20 protein-coding genes are annotated in these 20,307 nt (G+C 63.7%); 14 read left to right on the top strand and 6 right to left on the bottom strand.

From position 1 onward, the window contains the following. Complete coding sequence (gene glyS, locus DZG07_RS18400) at window positions 1-2,343, top strand: glycine--tRNA ligase subunit beta (RefSeq protein ID WP_119819400.1); 2,343 nt, start codon at window positions 1-3, stop codon at window positions 2,341-2,343. Window positions 2,344-2,369: 26 nt separating this feature from the next. Here glyS and DZG07_RS18395 read toward each other — a convergent pair whose 3' ends face one another. Continuing rightward, on the bottom strand, window positions 2,370-2,798 hold the full coding sequence (locus DZG07_RS18395; RefSeq protein ID WP_119819397.1) for a hypothetical protein: 429 nt from the start codon (window positions 2,796-2,798) through the stop codon (window positions 2,370-2,372). A gap of 187 nt (window positions 2,799-2,985) precedes the next feature. On the opposite strand from DZG07_RS18395, the gene DZG07_RS18390 reads away from it, so the two are divergent. The 3 genes from DZG07_RS18390 to DZG07_RS18380 all read left to right on the top strand — a co-directional run bounded on the left by DZG07_RS18390 (window position 2,986) and on the right by DZG07_RS18380 (window position 6,210). Continuing rightward, window positions 2,986-3,930, top strand: a complete 945-nt coding sequence (locus DZG07_RS18390; protein WP_119819394.1) for an L-threonylcarbamoyladenylate synthase — start codon at window positions 2,986-2,988, stop codon at window positions 3,928-3,930. Window positions 3,931-3,939: 9 nt separating this feature from the next. Beyond that, window positions 3,940-5,370 (top strand): FAD-binding oxidoreductase, encoded by a 1,431-nt coding sequence (locus DZG07_RS18385; RefSeq protein WP_119821868.1) that lies wholly within the window; start codon window positions 3,940-3,942, stop codon window positions 5,368-5,370. Between the two features lie 273 nt (window positions 5,371-5,643). Continuing rightward, on the top strand, window positions 5,644-6,210 hold the full coding sequence (locus tag DZG07_RS18380) for a DUF6101 family protein (protein WP_091913758.1): 567 nt from the start codon (window positions 5,644-5,646) through the stop codon (window positions 6,208-6,210). Window positions 6,211-6,317: 107 nt separating this feature from the next. Here DZG07_RS18380 and ubiA read toward each other — a convergent pair whose 3' ends face one another. Continuing rightward, window positions 6,318-7,301 (bottom strand): 4-hydroxybenzoate octaprenyltransferase, encoded by a 984-nt coding sequence (gene ubiA, locus DZG07_RS18375; RefSeq protein ID WP_091913759.1) that lies wholly within the window; start codon window positions 7,299-7,301, stop codon window positions 6,318-6,320. A gap of 137 nt (window positions 7,302-7,438) precedes the next feature. On the opposite strand from ubiA, the gene purD reads away from it, so the two are divergent. Both purD and arsC read left to right on the top strand, forming a co-directional pair. Continuing rightward, a complete protein-coding gene (purD, locus tag DZG07_RS18370) occupies window positions 7,439-8,713 on the top strand; it encodes a phosphoribosylamine--glycine ligase (protein WP_119821866.1) in 1,275 nt (424 codons plus the stop codon). Next, window positions 8,710-9,120 carry an arsenate reductase (glutaredoxin) gene (arsC, locus tag DZG07_RS18365; protein WP_119819392.1) on the top strand — a complete coding sequence of 137 codons (411 nt, stop codon included), beginning with the start codon at window positions 8,710-8,712 and terminating at the stop codon, window positions 9,118-9,120. Before purD ends, arsC begins: the two co-directional genes overlap by 4 nt. A 79-nt stretch (window positions 9,121-9,199) precedes the next feature. Here arsC and DZG07_RS18360 read toward each other — a convergent pair whose 3' ends face one another. Next, window positions 9,200-10,324, bottom strand: a complete 1,125-nt coding sequence (locus DZG07_RS18360) for a GH25 family lysozyme (RefSeq protein ID WP_245429513.1) — start codon at window positions 10,322-10,324, stop codon at window positions 9,200-9,202. A gap of 231 nt (window positions 10,325-10,555) precedes the next feature. Here DZG07_RS18360 and DZG07_RS18355 point away from each other — a divergent pair, with 231 nt between their 5' ends. Further along, window positions 10,556-12,334 carry an acyl-CoA dehydrogenase gene (locus DZG07_RS18355; protein ID WP_119819389.1) on the top strand — a complete coding sequence of 593 codons (1,779 nt, stop codon included), beginning with the start codon at window positions 10,556-10,558 and terminating at the stop codon, window positions 12,332-12,334. A gap of 26 nt (window positions 12,335-12,360) precedes the next feature. Continuing rightward, a complete protein-coding gene (locus tag DZG07_RS18350; RefSeq protein WP_119821862.1) occupies window positions 12,361-13,110 on the top strand; it encodes a crotonase/enoyl-CoA hydratase family protein in 750 nt (249 codons plus the stop codon). Between the two features lie 56 nt (window positions 13,111-13,166). Here the strand turns inward: DZG07_RS18350 and DZG07_RS18345 are convergent, their stop codons facing one another. Further along, window positions 13,167-13,619 carry a BA14K family protein gene (locus DZG07_RS18345; RefSeq protein WP_119819386.1) on the bottom strand — a complete coding sequence of 151 codons (453 nt, stop codon included), beginning with the start codon at window positions 13,617-13,619 and terminating at the stop codon, window positions 13,167-13,169. 207 nt (window positions 13,620-13,826) lie between these two features. On the opposite strand from DZG07_RS18345, the gene DZG07_RS18340 reads away from it, so the two are divergent. Continuing rightward, window positions 13,827-14,768: an adenylate/guanylate cyclase domain-containing protein gene (locus tag DZG07_RS18340; RefSeq protein WP_119819383.1), complete on the top strand. Its 942-nt coding sequence runs from the start codon at window positions 13,827-13,829 to the stop codon at window positions 14,766-14,768. A gap of 4 nt (window positions 14,769-14,772) precedes the next feature. Here DZG07_RS18340 and pdxH read toward each other — a convergent pair whose 3' ends face one another. Further along, window positions 14,773-15,390: a pyridoxamine 5'-phosphate oxidase gene (pdxH, locus tag DZG07_RS18335; RefSeq protein WP_119819380.1), complete on the bottom strand. Its 618-nt coding sequence runs from the start codon at window positions 15,388-15,390 to the stop codon at window positions 14,773-14,775. Between the two features lie 76 nt (window positions 15,391-15,466). Here pdxH and DZG07_RS18330 point away from each other — a divergent pair, with 76 nt between their 5' ends. From DZG07_RS18330 to DZG07_RS18310, 4 genes are all read left to right on the top strand, one after another. Further along, on the top strand, window positions 15,467-15,904 hold the full coding sequence (locus tag DZG07_RS18330; RefSeq protein WP_348272903.1) for an RT0821/Lpp0805 family surface protein: 438 nt from the start codon (window positions 15,467-15,469) through the stop codon (window positions 15,902-15,904). A gap of 236 nt (window positions 15,905-16,140) precedes the next feature. Next, a complete protein-coding gene (locus DZG07_RS18320; RefSeq protein WP_091913766.1) occupies window positions 16,141-17,067 on the top strand; it encodes a DnaJ C-terminal domain-containing protein in 927 nt (308 codons plus the stop codon). Window positions 17,068-17,177: 110 nt separating this feature from the next. Continuing rightward, window positions 17,178-17,996 carry an enoyl-ACP reductase FabI gene (fabI, locus tag DZG07_RS18315; RefSeq protein WP_091913767.1) on the top strand — a complete coding sequence of 273 codons (819 nt, stop codon included), beginning with the start codon at window positions 17,178-17,180 and terminating at the stop codon, window positions 17,994-17,996. A 33-nt stretch (window positions 17,997-18,029) separates the two neighbouring features. Continuing rightward, a complete protein-coding gene (locus tag DZG07_RS18310) occupies window positions 18,030-18,617 on the top strand; it encodes a histidine phosphatase family protein (RefSeq protein ID WP_119819374.1) in 588 nt (195 codons plus the stop codon). Window positions 18,618-18,697: 80 nt separating this feature from the next. On the opposite strand, the gene DZG07_RS18305 is transcribed toward DZG07_RS18310, so the two are convergent. Continuing rightward, window positions 18,698-18,946, bottom strand: a complete 249-nt coding sequence (locus DZG07_RS18305) for a DUF1344 domain-containing protein (RefSeq protein WP_091913769.1) — start codon at window positions 18,944-18,946, stop codon at window positions 18,698-18,700. A 186-nt stretch (window positions 18,947-19,132) separates the two neighbouring features. Between DZG07_RS18305 and aroC the strand changes: the two genes are divergently transcribed. After that, window positions 19,133-20,236, top strand: coding sequence for a chorismate synthase (gene aroC / locus DZG07_RS18300; RefSeq protein ID WP_119819371.1), 1,104 nt, complete (start codon window positions 19,133-19,135; stop codon window positions 20,234-20,236). Window positions 20,237-20,307 lie beyond the last annotated feature (71 nt).

Raw genomic sequence — 20,307 nt, 5'->3', positions numbered from 1 at the left:
ATGCCCGATTTGCTTCTTGAACTTCGCTCGGAAGAAATCCCCGCCCGCATGCAGCGCAAGGCTGCCGGCGACCTGAAGAAGATGGTAACGGACGGGCTGGTGGAAGCCGGCCTGACCTATGAGGCGGCGGTTGAATACTGGACGCCGCGCCGGCTGACGCTCGACATTCGCGGCCTCAACGCGCGCTCCAAGGACGTGCATGAGGAAAAGAAGGGCCCGAGCACCAAGGCGCCGGAGCAGGCGATTGCCGGCTTCCTGCGCTCGGCCGGCCTGACCGATATCAGCCAGGCCCATGTGCATTCCGACCCGAAGAAGGGCGATTTCTATGTTGCCCATATTTCCAAGCCGGGGAGGGCGGCGGAAGAGATCATCGCCGAGCTGATCCCGACGATCATCCGCACCTTCCCCTGGCCGAAATCGATGCGCTGGGGCAAGGCTTCGGCCAAGCCGGGAAGCCTTCGCTGGGTGCGCCCGCTGCAATCCATCGTCTGCACCTTCGGCCCCGAGACGGAAGAGCCGGTGGTGGTCGATTTCGAGATCGACGGCATCCGCGCCGGCAACGTCACCTATGGCCACCGCTTCCACGCGCCGGGAGCAATCACCGTGCGCCGGTTCGCGGATTACGTCGCCAAGCTGGAAGCGGCCAAGGTCGTACTCGATGCCGACCGCCGCAAGCAGATCATCCTGTCGGACGCCAGGAACCTCGCCTTCGCCAACGGGCTAGAGCTTGTCGAGGACGATCTGCTGCTGGAGGAAGTGTCCGGCCTCGTCGAATGGCCCGTCGTGCTGATGGGCGAATTCGAGCAGGATTTCCTTGCCATTCCGGCCGAGGTCATCCGGCTGACGATCCGCGCCAACCAGAAGTGTTTCGTGACGCGCGTGCAGGGCGAGACGGAAAATCTCTCCAACCGTTTTATCCTTACCGCCAATATCGAGGCCAAGGACGGCGGCAAGGAAATCGCCCACGGCAACGGCAAGGTCGTGCGCGCACGCCTGTCGGATGCGCTCTATTTCTGGACGACCGACCAGCACGACCTGCCCGACCTCGACCAGTTGACGGATTCGGGCAAGAAATTCGGACTCGATATGGCCAAGCCCCTCGACCAGCGCATGGCCCGGCTCGACCATCTCGGCGTGACCTTCCACGCCAAGCTCGGCACGCAGGGTGAACGGGTGGAGCGCATCAAGCGGCTGGCGCGCGAGATCGCGCCGATCGTCGGCGCCGATCCGGCCCTTGCCGAACGCGCCGCCGTGCTGGCCAAGGCCGATCTGCAGACCGAAGTCGTCGGCGAATTCCCGGAACTTCAGGGCGCGATGGGCCGCAAATATGCGCTGCTTCAGGGCGAGCATCCTTCGGTTGCCGCTGCGATCGAGGAGCATTACAAGCCGCAAGGCCCCTCCGACCGCGTGCCGACCGACCCTGTGTCGGTTGCCGTGGCGCTCGCCGACAAGCTCGACACGCTGGTCGGATTCTGGGCGATCGACGAGAAGCCGACGGGAAGTAAGGACCCCTATGCGCTGCGCCGAGCGGCGCTGGGGGTGGTGCGGATATTGATTGAGAACGGGGTGCGACTGAACTTGGATAGCCTGTTTGCGAGCGCAAATAGTGAGCGCATTGCGCAACGGCTTGAGTTCAATCAACCAACGGATCTGGAAGATTTCTTCTCTGGTGAGCTCCTCTCCTTCTTCCACGACCGCCTGAAAGTCTATCTCCGCGACCAAGGTGCGCGGCATGATCTGATCGATGCGGTGCTGGCGCAGCGCCTAGTCTCCCCCCTTGAGGGGGAGATGTCGCCGAAGGCGACAGAGGGGGTTGCCTCAGAAGGCACCGCCCCAACGTCGAGCACTGCCGCAGCGACCCCACCCCGATCCGCTTCGCGGATCGACCCTCCCCTCAAGGGGGAGGGGGACGCCGCGCAAAACGACGACCTCCTGCAAATCGTCCGCCGCGTCGAAGCGCTCGGCTCCTTCCTCGACACGGAGGACGGCAAGAACCTGCTGGCCGGCACCAAGCGCGGGGCCAACATTCTGGCGGCCGAGGAGAAGAAGGGTACGCGCGTTGCCGATGCCGTCGACCCCGCGCTGTTCCGCGAGGAGGCAGAGCACAAGCTGTTCGCGGCGGTGAATCATGCCGAGAGCCAGGCCGCGCAAGCGATTCAGAATGAAGACTTTTCCGCCGCCATGCTCGCACTTAGCGTGCTGCGTGAGCCGGTTGATTCATTCTTTGAAGGCGTTCTCGTGAATGATGAGGACGAGGCCGTGCGCGCCAACCGTCTGGCGCTGCTGTCGCGCATCCGCGCAGCCACCGACAAGGTCGCCGATTTCTCGAAGATCGCGGGCTGAGCCGGAGACCCGGCTCGGTCTTCGGCCTATTTCGCCGGAGCCATCGGAGCCATCGGAGCGAGCGGCGGGCCTGACGGCTTCGCCGGCGTGTCAGCCGCGACCTGCGTCGGAGCCGGAGCTTTGATGCCGGTGCCACGGACGAATGTGTCGCCGGCAATGCCGCCGCGCATGACCATCGGCGCTTGCTGATGACGCGGCTTCGGCGCCGGGTCTGCCGGCGGGATCGCCGCGACCTTCGCGCCGTCGACATTCGGCATCGCATCGCCAAGCGCGATCACCGAGGTGCTGATCTTTTCGCCCGCCTGTGCAGGCCTTGCCGACACTGAGGCCGTGCCCTCCAGCACCATCGACGGCCCGAGCGGCGCCGTCATTGCCTCGATATGCTGGATCGACCCGGCCTGTGCCGCGCCGGTCAGGAAGATGCCGCCGAGAAGAAAAACACTCCGAATATGCATAGCCCCACCCATGTTGCTGTCTTGTCATAGCGGCTTGACGTTGATGCCCGCTTGCGGCGAAGCATGGCATTTTAGCGATTTCGCTATTTCCGGCGTGGCCCTTGCCGCTGCGCGCCGTCCGCGATAGGCAGGCGCTGTCTTGAACGAGGTCGGTTGCGTGGCGGAAATCCTCGACGGTGAGCGGGCAATGGAACGGGCGCTGGCGCTGCTGGCGGCCGGCGATGTCGTCGCCATCCCCACCGAGACGGTCTACGGCCTTGCCGGCGATGCCACAAATGGCGAGGCGGTGGCGCGCATTTTCGAGGCCAAGGGCCGGCCGCGCTTCAACCCGCTCATCGCCCATGTCGCCTCGATGGAGATGGCCGAGGCCATTGCCGACTTCGATCCGCTGTCGCGAAAGCTTGCCGAGAAATTCTGGCCGGGGCCGCTGACCATGGTGCTGTCGCACCGCGTGGCAAGCGGCATTCACCCGCTGGTGACGGCGGGCCTGGACACGATCGCGCTGCGCATGCCGAAAGGCCTTGGCGCGGAACTTATCGCAGCACTCGGCCGGCCGCTGGCGGCACCCAGCGCCAACACGTCGGGCAAGATCAGCGGCACGACGGCGCAGGCAGTCGCTGCTGATCTCGGCAGCAGGATAAAACTGGTGGTCGATGGCGGCGCAACGCCTGTCGGGCTGGAATCGACCATCGTCAAGGTCGAGGACGGCCGCTTGCGGCTGCTGCGGCCGGGCGGCGTTCCTGCCGAAGAGCTTGAGGCGATAGCCGGCACGAAGCTTCTGCGCAACGCCAAAGCCGGCATCGAGGCGCCGGGCATGATGGCCTCGCATTATGCGCCGGGGGCGGCGGTGCGGCTGAATGTTGCCGATGTCGAGCCGCATGAGGCGCTGCTGGCATTCGGCCCGAAGCGGGTAGCAGGGGCCGAACGCGCGGTCGCCCTGCTGAACCTTTCCGAACGCGGCGATCTGCGCGAGGCCGCGAGCAACCTGTTCTCGCACCTTCAGGCGCTGGACCGCAGCGGCGCGAAAACCATCGCCGTCGAGTCGATCCCGCATGACGGGCTGGGCGAGGCGATCAACGACCGCCTGGCGCGCGCCGCCGCCCCGCGTGACAACATCAGCATCGATTCATAAGTGACCGAGATGACTCAGAATTCGACTGTTTTGGACCCCGCCTTGCTCGACCGCTTCGTGGGTATCGTCGGCGAGCGCCATGCCGTGCGCGACGAGGCAGATATCGCGCCATACTTGACCGAACCCCGCGGGCTTTTTGCCGGCCTGTCGCCCTTGGTGCTGCGGCCCGGCAGCGTCGAGGAGGTGAGCGCGATCATGAAGCTCGCCACCGAAACGAAAACGCCGATCGTGCCGCAGGGCGGCAACACCGGGCTGGTCGGCGGGCAGATGCCGGACCGCACCAATGGGCAGGTCGTGCTGTCGCTGTCGCGGCTCAACCGCATCCGCGAGATCGATGTGCGATCGAACACGGTGACGGTGGAGGCCGGCGTCATACTGGAGACGCTGCACGGGGCTGTCGACGAGGTCGATCGGCTCTATCCGCTGTCGCTCGGCTCGCAGGGTTCGTGTGAGATCGGCGGCAACCTGTCGTCCAATGCCGGCGGCACCGGCGTGCTGGCCTATGGCAATGCGCGCGAGCTTTGCCTCGGCGTCGAAGTGGTGCTGCCGACCGGCGAGGTGTTCGACGATTTGCGCAAGCTGAAGAAGGACAACACCGGCTACGATTTGAAGAACCTGTTCGTCGGGGCTGAAGGCACGCTCGGCGTCATCACGGCGGCGGTGCTGAAACTGTTTCCCAAGCCGAAGGGCAGGGAGGTTGCGTGGGTGGGCTTGTCCTCGCCTGAGGCAGCGCTCGACCTGTTCGGCCGCGCGATGGACCAGGCCGGCAGCGGCCTGACGGCGTTCGAGCTGATCTCCGAGATGGTGCTCGGCTTTGCGGTGGAACACATTGCCGACACGCATCGGCCGCTGCAAAGCGAGTGGCCGTGGCATGTGCTGATCGAGATTTCGTCGGGCCGTTCTGCCGAGGACGCGAGCGCGCTGATGGAGGAGGTACTGACGGCCGGCTTCGAGGTCGGCATCGTCGGCGATGCCGTCATTGCTTCAAACCTGTCGCAGGCGGGTGCGTTCTGGCGGCTGCGCGAAAGCCTGTCGGATGCGCAGCGCCCGGAGGGCGCGTCGATCAAGCACGATATTTCCGTGCCGGTGGCCTCGGTTCCCGAATTCATCGAGCGCGGTGCGGCGGCGGTGGCCTCGGTCAGTCCGCAGGCGCGCATCGCCTGCTTCGGCCATATGGGCGACGGCAATTTGCACTACAACATCTCGCAGCCGGCGGGTGCCGACGGCGAGGCGTTCCTGAAACTCTATCGCCCGATGAACAAGGCCGTGCACGACATCGTGCGCGCGCTTAATGGCTCGATCTCGGCCGAGCATGGCATCGGCCAGCTCAAGCGCGACGAGTTGATCGCCACTGCGCCGCCGGTCGGCATCGACCTGATGCGCCGGGTGAAGGCGGCATTCGACCCGGCGGGGATCATGAACCCGGGCAAGGTGATTTAACGCCAGCGTCACCCCGGCTCGCGGTCGCTTTGCTCCCTTGGCCGGGATAACGAGCGTAGCGTCCCATTCACCACCTCTTCACACACCTTTACAACATCTTGTGGTCAGTGGGATTCCGATAACCATTCCATAGATCAGAAAAATTTAACCGACTTTCTTAAGCGCGGCGGTAAGAACCCCACGCTAGGCTCCTTCCCATAACGAGACCGGGAAAACCGGTTCGGAGAGACCGGAACACCGGCTCTCAGGAGTAACAGGAAGAAGGCATAATCAATGAGCACCGGACTGAAGCCAGTCTGGGCGGGACGCAACATGCGTCTCGACCCTTTCCGCTTGCCCCAGATGACCAGCTACGCCGCCCGTGACGACTACGGCGACGTCAGTTTCACCATCGACCAGCGCGGCGCGATCGTCCGGCGCATCCTGCAGCACAGCGGCCTGCCGGCAACCGTGGTGCTGCCCGCCAACGCATTTCGCGGCGTGGCCGCCCGTGCGCTGGAGGACGAACAGTTCAACGTCACGGTGACGCTCGAACTCCTGCACAACGACCCGATGCTGTCGGTGCCGCTGCTGGTGGCCGACAATCTGGAGGATGTCGCAGCCGACTGGCGCGCCTGGGCCGATGCCTACCGCCTGCCGATGCTTCTGATCGAGGCGGACGGCGTTGCCCGCACGCTGGAGGAATCGCTGGGTGCCGCGATCAAGGTCGCGCCGCCGCGCGAACGCCGCAAGGGCCGCGCTACCCCGATGCGCCGCCCGCGCTTTCTCGCCCGCCGCAAATCCGGCGATCTCGGCATGCGCCTGGTGATCGATGGCGAAGAGATCATCGCCCGGCAGTAGGAGATTTCGGCGGGGGTTGAAGTTTCCCCTCTCCGTCCCGGCTTCGCCGAGCCACCTCTCCCCCACTTTGCGGGGGCGAGGAACCGGCACTCGCCGAGGTCGCGGCCTCAAACCAGTGGCTTCAGCGCCACCCACGCCGCGCCGCCGAGCAGGCCGAGGAAGATCAGCCAGCCGACCGTGCCGTTCGACTTGAACAGTTTCAGGCACTGGTCCGGGTCGTTGATATCGAGAACCCGGATCTGGCGCGCCATATGCGCACCGGCAGCGACGAGGCCGGCGAGTGCGGGCATCGGCGCTTCGGCGAAAGCGAAGGCCAGCGCGAAGCAGAACAGCGCGCCGCTATAGAGGCCGATCAGCCACATCTTGGTGTTCTCGCCGAACAGGCGCGCGGTCGAGCGAACGCCGACCAGGGCGTCGTCTTCCCTGTCCTGATGGGCGTAGATCGTGTCGTAGCCGATCACCCACAGGATCGAGCCGATATAGAGCATGATGGCCGGGCCATCGATGTCGGCGAACTCTGCTGCCCAGCCCATCAGCGCGCCCCAGGAAAAGGCAAGGCCGAGAAAGAGTTGCGGCCAGTCGGTGAATCGCTTCATGAACGGGTAGATGACGACGATGCCGAGCGAGCACAGGCCGACGAGAACGACGAAATAGTTGAACTGCCACAGCACCAGGAAGCCGATGAGCGCCTGGAGCACGAGGAACGTCCACGCCTGGCGGCGGGTGACCTGGCCCGAGGGCAGCGGGCGTGAGCGCGTGCGCTCGACCTTGGCGTCGATGTTCTCGTCGACGATATCGTTGAACGTACAGCCCGCACCCCGCATGGCGATGGCGCCGGCGAGGAACAGGCCGAGATACCACGGGTCCGGCAGCAGCGACTTCAGCGAATCGCCCGGCAGCCAGTAGGCGCTGGCAGCCAGTGCCGTCGACCACCAGCATGGCCAGAGCAGCAGTATCCAGCCGATCGGCCGGTCCCAGCGGGCGAGCTGCGCGTAAGGCCATAGCCAGCGCGGCAGGACGCGGTAAACCCAGTGGCCGCTCGGCGCATCGGCAACACGGCCTTGCGCCTCTTTGGTCTGAATATTTTCCATGCGTCTGACGTGACAGCAGCCGAAGCGGGCGTCAAGACGATGAATTGTCCTTGATAAGCTACGGTCAAGGTTGACCCGCGCGCCCTTGCGCCATACCGGAAAGCTCGCCGATTGGCATGAAGGCACGGAGCGACAGCATGAATGTTCTTCTGATTGGTTCAGGTGGCCGCGAGCACGCGCTGGCCTGGAAGATCGCGGCCTCGCCGATGCTGACGAAACTCTATGCAGCACCCGGCAATCCCGGCATCGCGAAAGAGGCGGAACTCGTCGGGCTGGACGTGAACGACCATCAGGCAATCGCCGCCTTCTGCAAGGACAAGGCGATCGATCTTGTCGTCGTCGGACCGGAAGCGCCGCTGGTCGCCGGACTTGGCGACGATCTGCGCGCCGCCGGCATCCGCGTCTTCGGACCTTCGGCAAAGGCAGCACAGCTGGAAGGCTCGAAGGGCTTCACCAAGGATCTCTGCCGCAAATACGGCATCCCGACCGCCGCTTACGAGCGCTTCACCGAGGCTGGCTTGGCGAAAGCCTATGTTGAAAAGCTCGGCGCGCCGATCGTCATCAAGGCCGATGGGCTTGCCGCCGGCAAGGGCGTGACGGTGGCGATGACCAATGACGAAGCGTTCGAGGCCATCGAGGCCTGTTTCGACGGCGCATTCGGTGGAGCCGGTGCCGAACTGGTCGTGGAAGAATTCCTGACCGGCGAGGAGGCGAGCTTCTTCTGCCTGTGCGACGGCAAGACGGCGCTGCCCTTCGGCACGGCGCAGGATCACAAGCGCGTCGGCGAGGGCGACACCGGGCCGAACACCGGCGGCATGGGCGCCTATTCGCCAGCCCCGGTGATGACGCCGGAAATGATCGAGCGCACCATGCGCGAGATCATCGAGCCGACCATGCGCGGCATGGCCGATATGGGCGCGCCGTTCTCCGGCGTTCTGTTTGCCGGCCTGATGTTCACGGACAAGGGGCCGGAACTGATCGAATACAACACCCGCTTCGGCGATCCCGAATGCCAAGTGCTGATGATGCGGCTGAAGGACGACATTCTGGTCCTGCTCAATGCCGCCGCCGACGGCCAGCTGGCGCATATGTCGGCGCGCTGGCGCGACGATGCCGCACTGACGGTGGTGATGGCCGCCAATGGCTATCCGGCCACGCCGGAGAAAGGGTCCGTCATACGCGGGCTCGACAATCCTGCCGACGGCGTCGAAATCTTCCACGCTGGGACGGCTTTGCGCGACGGCGAGATCGTCGCCAATGGCGGGCGCGTGCTGAACATCACCGCGATGGGCAAGACGGTGAGCGAGGCGCAGAAAAAGGCTTACGAAACCGTCGATCGCATCGACTGGCCGCAAGGCTTCTGCCGGCGCGACATCGGCTGGCGCGCGGTGGAGCGGGAACAGGAAAAGTGACTGTTACCATCTATCACAATCCGGCCTGCGGCACCTCGCGCAACACGCTGGCGATGATCCGCGCCTCCGGCGAGGAGGCGGAGATCGTCGAATATCTGAAGACGCCACCGTCGCGGGAGCGACTGGTCGAACTGCTCGGGCTCCTCAAGATGACACCGCGCGAGCTTCTGCGAGAGAAGGGCACGCCCTATGCCGAGCTGGGCTTGGGCGATCCCAAATGGAGCGACGGCGAGCTGATTGATTTCATGATGGCGCATCCGATCCTGATCAACCGTCCGATCGTGGTGACGCAGAAGGGTGCGGTTCTGGCGCGGCCTTCGGAGAAGGTGCTGGAGGTTCTGGCTAATCCCGTTGGCGGTTTCACCAAGGAAGACGGCGAGGTGGTGGCAGGCCAGGGACGCGGGTAATTCCCCAAGATCGCGGGGAGATGGCCGGCAGGCCAGAGGGGGCAACGTAGGGCGAAACCTCAAAAGGGGTCGCACCCACTCAGGGCACTTCCGTCCTTGCCGGTATCGTCGCCGTCGTGATGGGATCAATGCCCGGTGTGTCGCCGAAGGCCGATGTCACCCGCTGTGTCAGCGACGCGAAATAGGCGGCTACTTTGCCGAAAAGGCCGACCTCAGCCTTCGCTAAGGCGATTGCGGGCTCGTCCACGACTGCCATGCCGAAACGGTCAGGATGCTGCTGGCCACGCACCTGGAAGGCGTTTTCGAGTGCTGCGATCGCACTGGCCGGCTCGACCGAGGCGTAGGACAGCGTGACTTCCCCGGCCAGCCCCGCTTCGCGGCCGATCGGCAATGGCACGCTGGCGATCATCTCCATAGGCACGTCGAGCAACCCGCCAAAGGGCCAGGCCCTGCGCAGATCCTCGGCATTCATCGGCGCGACATTGACGTCGATGTCGGTCTCGGTTCCTGGCACGCGATAGGGGCAGCTGCGCGCGCTGCAATTGGCCTGCGCGGAGAATTGCCACAGCGCGTAGCTCTGCCAGTTGCCCTTCGGGAAATGCAGGCCGATCTCCGGCTTGTAGCGCGCATACCAGAGCGGCAGTCGCGACAGCAGCGGGTACTTTTCGCGGTTGTCGGCGATGTGCTGTGCGGTGGTGCCATTGGTGTAGAGGATCGGGAAGCGTCCGGTGCGGCGCTGGATGTGGCGCACGAATTCCTCGGCGTCCTCCAGCGACATCCACTTCGTCGGGTCGTTCTCCTCGATGTCGATGGCCATCAGGTCGTCGGCGTCGGGGGCTGCGAAATCGATGAAATTGTTGGCCTGGTCGATCGGATTGCCGGGCCGGGCGAGGTGATAGGCGCCCCATTTCAGGCCGAGCGCCTTCGCCATCGACTTGCGCGTCTGGTAGAGCTCGCGAGCAACCGCGTGGCGCTTCCACAGCGCCTTGCACAGCTTCACCTCGGTTTCATTGCCGGAGCAGGCATAGGGTGGCGACAGCCCGTCGGAAGCCTTGTTGATGAAGCCGACGATGCGCTTGTCGGTGGCCAGCTTCGGCCAGTCGATGGCGTTGTACTCGTAAGCGTCGACCACCAGCGCGCGGTCGGAACTCTTCCACGGTTCGGAAAAATCCGAGGCCATGGCGGGCGCAAGGTGAAGAGCCATTGCCGCGCCGAGCGCCAGAAGCGCTTTTCGGCGAGGACGATGGGTGAAAAAGCGCAAAGGACGGTTCCTGTAAATCAAGCGGGTATCCTGGGCCATCATGGTTAATGAAATATGTGGGTGCGCTACATCTGCGTGAAATTTGACGTAAACGTCAAAAGAAACTAGCGGTGAGCACCCGCACCGCATAGGGTGCCGGGCGAGTGTTCTATGCCTGAGGAGGAGCAGCCAAACATGTATCGCGCACCTGTCGAGGAGATTTCCTTCACGCTGAAACACGTGGCCGGGCTGAAAGCCGGGCTGGAGGAAGGCGCGTTTGGCGAGTTGAGCGAAGATCTTGTCGACGCGATCCTCGAGGAAGCAGGCCGCTTCGCCACCGACGAGGTGGCGCCGCTGCGCAAGATCGGCGACGAAAAGGGCGCCGTGCTGAAGGACGCTGCGGTGACCACGCCGCCCGGCTGGAAGGAACTCTACCGCCGCTGGATCGATGGCGGCTGGAACGCGCTGCAGGGCCCGGAGGAATATGGCGGGCAGGCGCTGCCGGCGATGCTCGGCGTTGCCGCGCTCGAAATGTGGAATTCCGGCTCGATGGCTTTTGCGATCGGCCCGACGCTGACCATGGGCGCGGTCGAGGCGCTGGAAAAGCACGCTACCGAGGAGCTGAAGAAAAAATACCTGGAAAAGCTCGTTTCCGGCGAGTGGATGGGCACGATGAACCTCACCGAGCCGCAGGCCGGTTCGGACCTCGCTGCTCTGCGCGCCCGTGCCGAGCGCGCCGGCGACGGCACCTATCGCATCTTCGGCCAGAAGATATTCATCACCTATGGCGAGCACGATTTCACCGACAACATCGTGCACATGGTGCTGGCGCGGTTGCCTGACGCGCCTGCCGGCACGCGCGGCATCTCGCTGTTCCTGGTGCCGAAATTCTTCGTCAATGAGGACGGCTCGCTCGGCGAGCGTAATGACGTATTCTGCTCGGGTCTGGAGGAGAAGCTCGGCATCCACGGCTCGCCGACCTGCACGATGATCTATGGCGACGGCTTCGTGAAGGGCAGTGAAGCGGGAGCGGTCGGCTGGCTGATCGGCGAGGAGAACAAGGGCCTCGCCTGCATGTTCACCATGATGAACAATGCCCGTCTGGCCGTCGGCATGCAGGGCGTGGCGGTGGCGGAAGCGGCGTTCCAGAAGGCGCTCGCCTATGCCAATGAGCGCCGGCAGGGCAAGGCGTCGACCTATCAGGGCGAGGGCATGGCCCCGATCGTCCATCACCCCGACGTGCAGCGCAATCTGCTGACGATGAAGGCGCTGACGCAGATCGCGCGCGCCATCAGCTATTCCTGCGCCTACGCCACCGACAAGGCACGGGCATCCGATGGCGACGGCAGGCAGCATTGGCAGGACCGCGCCAATCTGCTGACGCCGATTGCCAAGGCGTTCTCGACCGATGTCGGCGTCGATGTCGCCTCGCTCGGCCTGCAGATCCATGGCGGCATGGGCTTCATTGAGGAGACGGGCGCGGCAGCGCTTTACCGCGACGCCCGCATCGCGCCGATCTATGAGGGAACCAACGGCATCCAGGCGATCGACCTGGTGATGCGCAAGCTGCCGCAGGGCGGCGGCGAGCATGTCTTCGGCTATATTGCCGAACTGGCCGAGATCGTCACCGCACTGCGCACGTCCAACCTGCATGGCTTCGGCCAGACCGCCAACGCCATCGACAATGCGCTAGACGATCTTTCCAACGCAACGCGTCATCTGCAGAAACTCGCAGCCGACGGCCGGGTGGACGAGGCGCTGGCGGGTGCTACGCCTTACCTGCGCCTGTTCGCGCTGGCTTCCGGCGGTGCCTATCTGGCGCGGGGTGCGCTGGCCGAACAGAATGAGGCGCGGCAATCGCTATGCCGCTTCTTCGCCGAAAACCTGCTGGGCGAAACGCGGGCGCTGAAAGAGCGCGTCGTCGGTGGCGCGGCGAGCCTATCGGCGGCAGCCCAGAGCCTGATTTTAGCCTGAGCTTGAGCCAACAAGGATATTTGACCGTGACCGAGCATATTCTCATCGAACGGCGGGGCGCCGTGCAGATCATCCGGATGAACCGCCCGGACAAGAAGAACGCGCTGACCCGCGCCATGTATGCAGCCTTTTCGGCAGCGCTCAGGGCAGCCGATGCCGATCCGGAAATCCGGGTGAATGTGGTGTTCGGCGTGCCCGGCGCGTTCTCCGCCGGCAACGACCTCGCCGATTTCATGGCGGTCGCCATGGGTGGCGATGGCGGCGGGGAAGTCTGGGATTTCCTGCTGGCGCTGGCCGAATCGGAAAAGCCGCTGGTTTCGGGCGTCGATGGCATTGCGGTCGGCATCGGCACGACGCTGAACCTGCATTGCGACCTGACCTTCGCCACGCCGCGCACGGTGTTCAAGACGCCGTTCGTCGATCTCGGCCTCGTGCCGGAAGCCGGCTCCAGCCTGCTTACGCCGGCCCTTCTTGGCCGCCAGCAGGCTTTCGCGCTGCTGGGGCTTGGCGAGGGCTTTTCGGCCGAGCGTGCGCGCGATGCCGGGATGATCTATGCGGTGGTCGAAGAAGACAGGCTGGAGGCCGAAACGCTGGCGGCTGCCGAGGCAATCGCGGCCAAGCCGCCGCAGGCACTGAAGATTTCACGCGACCTGATGCGTGCCCCGCGTGACGAACTGATCGCCCGGATCAAGCAGGAAGGCGAGCACTTCCGCGAGCGGCTGAAATCCGACGAGGCCAAGGCCGCTTTCGTCGCTTTCATGAGCCGGAAGAAATAAACCAGCCGAAATAAAAAGCCCCGTCGAAGCGGGGCTTTTTCATCAACTGCCGAGGCTTATCGCATATAGGGCGATGCGCACTGCTGGCGCGGGCCGTAGTTCGGCTGGAAGGTATTGTCCGACGCGCGATAGGAGCGGTAGCGGTTGTAGCACCAGCGCACATGCGCATTGCTGGCCGGGCGGTAAGCGGGCGCGGGGCGATAGGTCGGCTGGTTGGCGATCGCGCCGCCGATGATGGCGCCGGCGATGAAGGCTGCCGGCGGGAACCAGTAGCCATTGTGCTGACGCCAGCCGGGCCGGTGGTTCCGGTAGCCGCGATGGCCGTTGTAGTAATAGTTGCCGCCGCGACGGTAGAAGCGGTCGGGTCCGTCGCGGACCTGCTGAACGTCGGTGTTGCCCGATTCCAGCTTCGGCAGCGGCATGGTGACGGCGCCCGCAGACGTCATCGTCGAGGCGACGGCGGTCAGTGCCATGGCAGCCGCGCATACTGTGGTTATGATCTTTTTCATCGTTTCCTCATTTCGTTTACCCAAGCCCATGCACGGTAATCTGGTGCTCGGACTATGAACGCCAACTGAATGAAATCATTAATTTTTTGTAACGTTGGCGCGCGCTGAAACCCGGCGTTTCCATGTGCAGGATCTTTTGCGCCTAGCGCCGCCTTCGACGCTGGTTTAGAAACACTTTGACTGGAATCGACCGACTGCAGGACGTCGATGGCAACCACGCATCGCAAATTGACCACCATCTTCTCGGCGGACGTTCAGGGCTATTCGCGCCTCATGGAGGCCGACGAGGAGCGCACGCTTGCCACGCTGAAGCAGTATCGCGACGCCATGGTGCGGCTGATCGAGGTGCATGGCGGCCGTGTCATCAACACCTGGGGTGACGGGCTCATTGCCGAGTTCCCCAGCGTGGTCGAATCGGTGCGCGCGGCCATCGATGTCCAGAACGAACTGGCAGGGCGAAATGCCGGCCAGCCCAGCGAAGCCCGGATGGAATTCCGGATCGGCATAAATCTCGGCGATGTCATCGCCGATGGCGAGGACATTTACGGCGATGGCGTCAACATCGCCGCGCGCCTTCAGAGTTCGGCCGCACCAGGCGGCATCGTGATCTCCAACACGGTGCACGATCAGGTCCGCAACAAGATGACGGTCGGCTTCGAGTTTCTCGGCCAGCTGTCGGTCAAGAACATCAGTGAGGCCGTGCCAAGCTATGCCGTCCAGGTCGGCGACCTGAAAAATGCCCGGGCATATGCGGCGCGCGCGGAAGAAGAAGCCAGGCCGCAGGCTGCAGCGGCCGAGTGGGGACGGACAACCGGTTGGACGCAGGTTGCGTCGAAGAAAACCGTTTCCCGGAGCTTTTCAGTCATGGGGCTGGTCGCCCTGGGCCTGGTGGCGATCAATCTGTTCACCTGGCAGGGCACATTCTGGGCCGTCTGGCCGGTTCTCGCCTATTGCGTTCTTGCCGGGCTGTCATGGGCCGGAACCACCAGCCTTGTCGACCGCAAGGTGGCTTCGCTCGGCGTCATCGGTGCCATGATCGTCGCGATCAACTTCCTGACCTGGAGCGGCACTTTCTGGGCGAAGTGGCCGCTGCTGGCCATAGCGATCGCCGCCGGGCTGAGCCGGGCCATGAGCCGGAAACGTAGTTGATCCTTTAGGGATAAAGCCGCGTCTTGTCCCAGCCGCCGTCGCTGGTCCGCGTGAAAACGATGCGGTCGTGCAGGCGGAAGGGGCGATCGTGCCAGAACTCGATCTGCTGCGGCACGATGCGGAAGCCGGACCAGTGTTTTGGGCGCGGAATCTCGCCGATCGCATGGCGCGCGGTGTATTCGGCGACCGCCTTTTCCAGCGCGAAGCGGCTTTCCAGCCGGCGCGACTGCTTCGATGCCCATGCGCCGATTCGGCTGCCGCGCGGGCGGGTGGCGTAGTAGGCGTCGGCCTCGGCGTCGCTGACGATCTCGACAGGCCCGCGCACGCGCACCTGCCGGCGCAGCGATTTCCAGTGAAAGCACATGGCTGCTTTCATCGTCGCGAGAATCTCGCGGCCCTTGGCGCTTTCGAAATTCGTGTAGAAGACGAAACCCTGCTCGTCGAAGCCTTTCAGCAGCACCATGCGCACATCCGGCATGCTGTCCGTATCGACCGTTGCGAGCGCAACGCCGTTCGCATCGTTGATTTCGCTCTTGGAAGCGTCGTTCAGCCATTGCGCAAAAAGCCGAAACGGTTCACGACTGTCGGTGAAGTCACCTTCTGTTAAGTCTGTCTCAGCCATAGTTTCCGCTCAATGTGATGTTGCTGGCCCGGGAGATTGCCGATTGTCGCGCCTTGCGCAAGCGTGGAGAGATGGATTGTCGCGCCTTTTGCGGTCGAACTGCCTGAAACTGGCGGCCGTGATGGCCGCTGGCCTATCACTTTCTGCCTGTGCGGCCGGCGGTTTCAGCCTCCAAAAGGCTGAGGTCGACCGCTCGCTGCTGACGGGGACGGTGGCCTCCAATCCGCAGGCTCCGGTCGATGCCGACCGGCTTTCCGACGAATCGACCATCCGCAATGCCGTTTCCGCCGCTGACATCAGTGGCCTCGGCACCAGCCCGCTGCCATGGGCCAACGCCAACACCGGCTCGCGCGGCGCCATCAGCAATATGATCGAGCACAAGGAAAACGGGGCGCTGTGCCGCAAGTTCACCGCCTCGCGCGAAAGCTTCGATGGCGTCAGCCTCTATCAGGGCGAAGCCTGCCTGGCCGATGCCGGGGCGTGGCGCATGCTGGCCTTCCAGCCGGTGTCTTGAACCCTTTTGGTAACTCTACTCCGGCGGACATCTGCGGCAGCTTTCTGCGCTTCAGGTGCTCATGGACCTGAATGTCCACTCCGCTCCGGTTCTCGAAATCCACCGCAGCTGCCTCACCAGAGCGAATTCTGAAAAGGGTTCGATAGCGTCCCCAAAGGCTGGAATTTCTTCCTACGCAGGCGCATATAGGGGACGAGCAAGAATTCCAGAAGATTACGGCAGGCAGTCACACAAGCATGCGCGATCCCTATGAAGTGCTGGGCGTTGCCAAGAACGCATCGGCCAAAGAGATAAAATCGGCTTACCGCAAGCTCGCCAAGAAGCATCATCCGGACCAGAATCCGGACGATCCCAAGGCGAAGGACCGGTTTTCGGCCGCGAACCAGGCCTATGAGATCCTCGGCGACGAGAAGAGCCGGGGCGCTTTCGATCGTGGTGAGATCGACGCCGAAGGCAAGCCGAAGTTCCAGGGTTTCGAAGGTCACCCGGGCGGCGGCGATCCTTTCGCCGGGTTCCGGCGTCAGCAGAGCCAGGGGCCGGGCGGCTCGCGCTTCGAATTCCGTACCGAGGGCGCGGGTCCCGATCCGTTCGGCTCCAACAGCGACATCTTCAGCGAACTCTTCGGTCACGCCTTCAACCAGCGCGGCGGCGGTGGCGGGCAGCGTGCGCCGGCCGGCAACGATCTCAACGCGACGCTTGATATCAGCATCGAGGACGCCGCCACGGCCGCCAAGGTCATGGCGATGTTTCCCGGCGGCCGCAAGATCGCGGTGAAGCTGCCGGCCTATGTCGAGGACGGCCAGACGATTCGCCTCAAAGGGCAGGGCGAGCCGGGTCTTGGTGGGCCGGGCGATGCGCTGGTGAAAATCCGCTTCAGGAGGCATCCGCGTTACCGCGTCGAGGGCCGCGACCTGCATGCCGATCTTCCAGTGCCGCTGAATGATGCCGTGCTTGGCGCCAAGGTGGCCGTGGAAACGCCCACCGGCCGGCTGGCGGTCAATGTTCCGGCATGGTCGAGTTCCGACAAGGTGCTGCGGCTGAAAGGTCGCGGTCTCCCGGAAAAGGCCGGCGGGCACGGCGATCTCTACGCCCATGTCCGCGTCATGCTGCCGGAACACGGCGATCCGGAACTCGAAATGCTGATGAAGAAGTCGGTCAAGTAACCACTTCGCGGGTTATCGAGAGCGCTTATCCCTATTTTTGAAAGCTTGAAGGTGCCCGATTGCTATGCGATAGGGGCATCTCCTGATTTCAGAACGCGGAGAATGATAACATGGCGGTTGGACAGGGCCTGATGGCCGGCAAGCGCGGTCTTGTTCTTGGCGTGGCCAACAATCGGTCGATTGCCTGGGGCATAGCCAAAGCCTGCGCCGACCATGGTGCTGAACTGGCGCTGACCTATCAGGGCGACGCCTTCAAGAAGCGTGTCGAGCCGCTGGCTGCCGAACTCGGCGCCCATCTTGCAGGCCATTGCGACGTGACCGATCCCGCCAGCCTGGATGCCGTTTTCGACTATGTTGCCAAGAAGTGGGGCAAGATCGATTTCCTCGTCCACGCCATCGCCTTCTCCGACAAGGAGGAGCTGGACGGCCGTTATGTCGAGACGACGCGCGACAACTTCCTGCGCACCATGGACATTTCGGTTTATTCCTTCACCACCATCGCCAAGCGCGCCGAAGCGCTGATGCCGGACGGCGGGTCGCTTCTGACGCTGACCTATTATGGCGCTGAAAAGGTGATGCCGCATTACAATGTTATGGGCGTGGCCAAGGCCGCACTCGAGGCCAGCGTTCGCTATCTGGCGGTTGATCTCGGCGGCAAGAACATCCGCGTCAACGCCATTTCGGCCGGCCCGATCAAGACGCTGGCGGCATCAGGCATCGGCGATTTCCGCTATATCCTCAAATGGAATGAATACAATTCGCCGCTGAAGCGCACGGTGACCCCGGAGGAAGTCGGCGATTCCGGTCTCTATTTCCTGTCGGACCTGTCGCGCGGCGTGACCGGCGAAGTGCATCACGTTGATTCGGGTTATCACGTCGTCGGCATGAAGGCCGTCGACGCGCCGGACATCTCGACCGTCAGGGACTGAATAGTCCGGCATTCCGCAATTTTTGGACACGCCATGCCCCCGCTTGTCTATTTCGTGCGCCACGGCCTGACCGAATGGAACGCCGAAGGCCGCCTGCAAGGACAGGCCGACACCGATATCACCGATATCGGGCGCACCCAGGCTGACCGCAACGGTGCTCGGCTGGCGGAACTGATCGAAAACCCGCTCCGCTTCGATTTCGTCGCCAGCCCGATGCGGCGCACCCGCGAGACGATGGAGCGGGTTCGTACCGTCATGGGGCTCGACCCGACCGGTTACAGCACAGACGCGCGCCTGATGGAGGTGCATTTCGGCGACTGGCAGGGGTCCACCTTTGCCGAGCTGGAAGAGCGCGAGCCGGGTTGCACGCGGGCGCGCAAGACCAACAAATGGGAATTCGTTCCGCCGGGGGATGCCGGCGAAAGCTACCAGATGCTGCTTGAGCGCGTGCAGCCATGGTTCGAGGCGCTGAGAAGGCCGACGGTCTGCGTGACGCATGGCGGCGTCATCCGCACCATCTTCCGGCTGGTCGAAAACATGCCGGGGCGTCAGGCCGCTGCACTGGAAGTGCCGCAGGACATGGTGCTGCGGCTGCAGGACGATTATCTGGAATGGCAGTAAGAGACCGTTGCTGGCTCTACCCTGCCGGCCATCTCACAGCAGGGCGAGTTATCAAACAGTCTCTGAGAAACGAGCGAACGCTATTCCGGCAACTGCATGTCGGTGATCTGGTTGACGCCGCCGACCTCGTCATAGGCGAGCACGATGTCCATGCCCTCCTTCAGCGCAGCCACGTCGAATTCATCAGGCAGCTTGTAGGATTTGCCGTCTTCGAGGGTGATGGTCAAAGCATCGCGGTTGATCTTCTTGATGTGGCCTTCGGCCTCGGCGGCATAGGCGGCACTCGAAATCATCAAAACAGCGGCAACGGCGCCGATCAGGGTACGCATGGGTTTCCTCTCAAAATTCCTTGCGCGCCGGCAGGCGGCAGCTGACCATAGATGGCCAAATGAAGGGACTACTAACATCGTGAATGTGTCAAAACTTAATCCTTTCGGATGACGGTTTGACCACCGCCGAAAACGCCAATAGAACGCAGCACGAAACCGGCTAGCGGCCGGGCAGGGCTGTTTCTTATGTCGCACAACACTTTCGGACATCTGTTCCGCGTCACCACCTGGGGCGAAAGCCACGGCACGGCCCTGGGCTGTGTCGTCGACGGCTGCCCTCCGGGCATCCGCTTCACGCAGGCCGAGATCCAGAGCGAACTCGACAAGCGCCGGCCGGGCCAGTCGCGCTTCGTCACGCAGCGCCGCGAGCCGGACGAGGTGAAGATCCTCTCCGGCTTCGTCATGGACGAGGATGGCGAGACGATGATCACCACCGGCACGCCGGTGTCGATGATGATCGAGAATGTCGACCAGCGCTCCAAGGATTATGGCGAGATCGCCCGGCAGTACCGTCCCGGCCACGCCGACTACACCTATGACGTCAAATACGGCATACGCGACCATCGCGGCGGCGGCCGCTCCTCGGCGCGCGAGACGGCGGCGCGGGTTGCTGCCGGCGCGCTCGCCCGCAAGGTCGTGCCGGGCATGACCGTGCGCGGCGCGCTGATCTCAATGGGCGTCAAGGAGATCGATCGCAGCCGCTGGAACTGGAACTTCATCGACGACCCGGAAAACCCCTTCTTCACGCCCGATCCCGGCTCGGTTCAGGTTTTCGCCGACTATCTCGACGGCATCCGCAAGGCCGGCTCTTCGGTCGGTGCGGTCATCGAGATCGTGGCCGATGGCGTGCCGGCAGGGCTGGGCGCGCCGATCTACGCCAAGCTCGATCAGGATATCTGCTCGAACCTGATGTCAATCAACGCGGTCAAGGGTGTCGAGATCGGCAACGGCTTCTGGGCGGCGCGCATCACCGGCGAGGACAACGCCGACGAAATGCGCATAGGCAATGACGGCAAGCCGGTGTTCCTGTCTAACAATGCCGGTGGCATTCTCGGCGGCATCTCCACCGGGCAGGCGATCGTCGCGCGCTTCGCGGTCAAGCCGACCTCATCGATCCTGACGCCACGCCAGTCGATCGATGTCGACGGCAACGATGTCGAGGTGCGTACCAAGGGCCGTCACGATCCCTGCGTCGGCATCCGCGCCGTGCCGATCGGCGAGGCCATGGTTGCCTGTGCCATCGCCGATCATTATCTGCGCCATCGCGGGCAAACGGGAAGAGTAGAATAGGGGAGTAGTGAGTGGTGAGTAGAAAAATTACCCTTTACGCTGCTTGGCGCAGTTCTTCCCATTCCCCTATT

Origin of the sequence: Mesorhizobium sp. DCY119, from assembly GCF_003590645.1 — a bacterium.
GTDB lineage: Bacteria > Pseudomonadota > Alphaproteobacteria > Rhizobiales > Rhizobiaceae > Mesorhizobium_M.
This window is presented reverse-complemented; position numbering and strand designations above follow the sequence as displayed.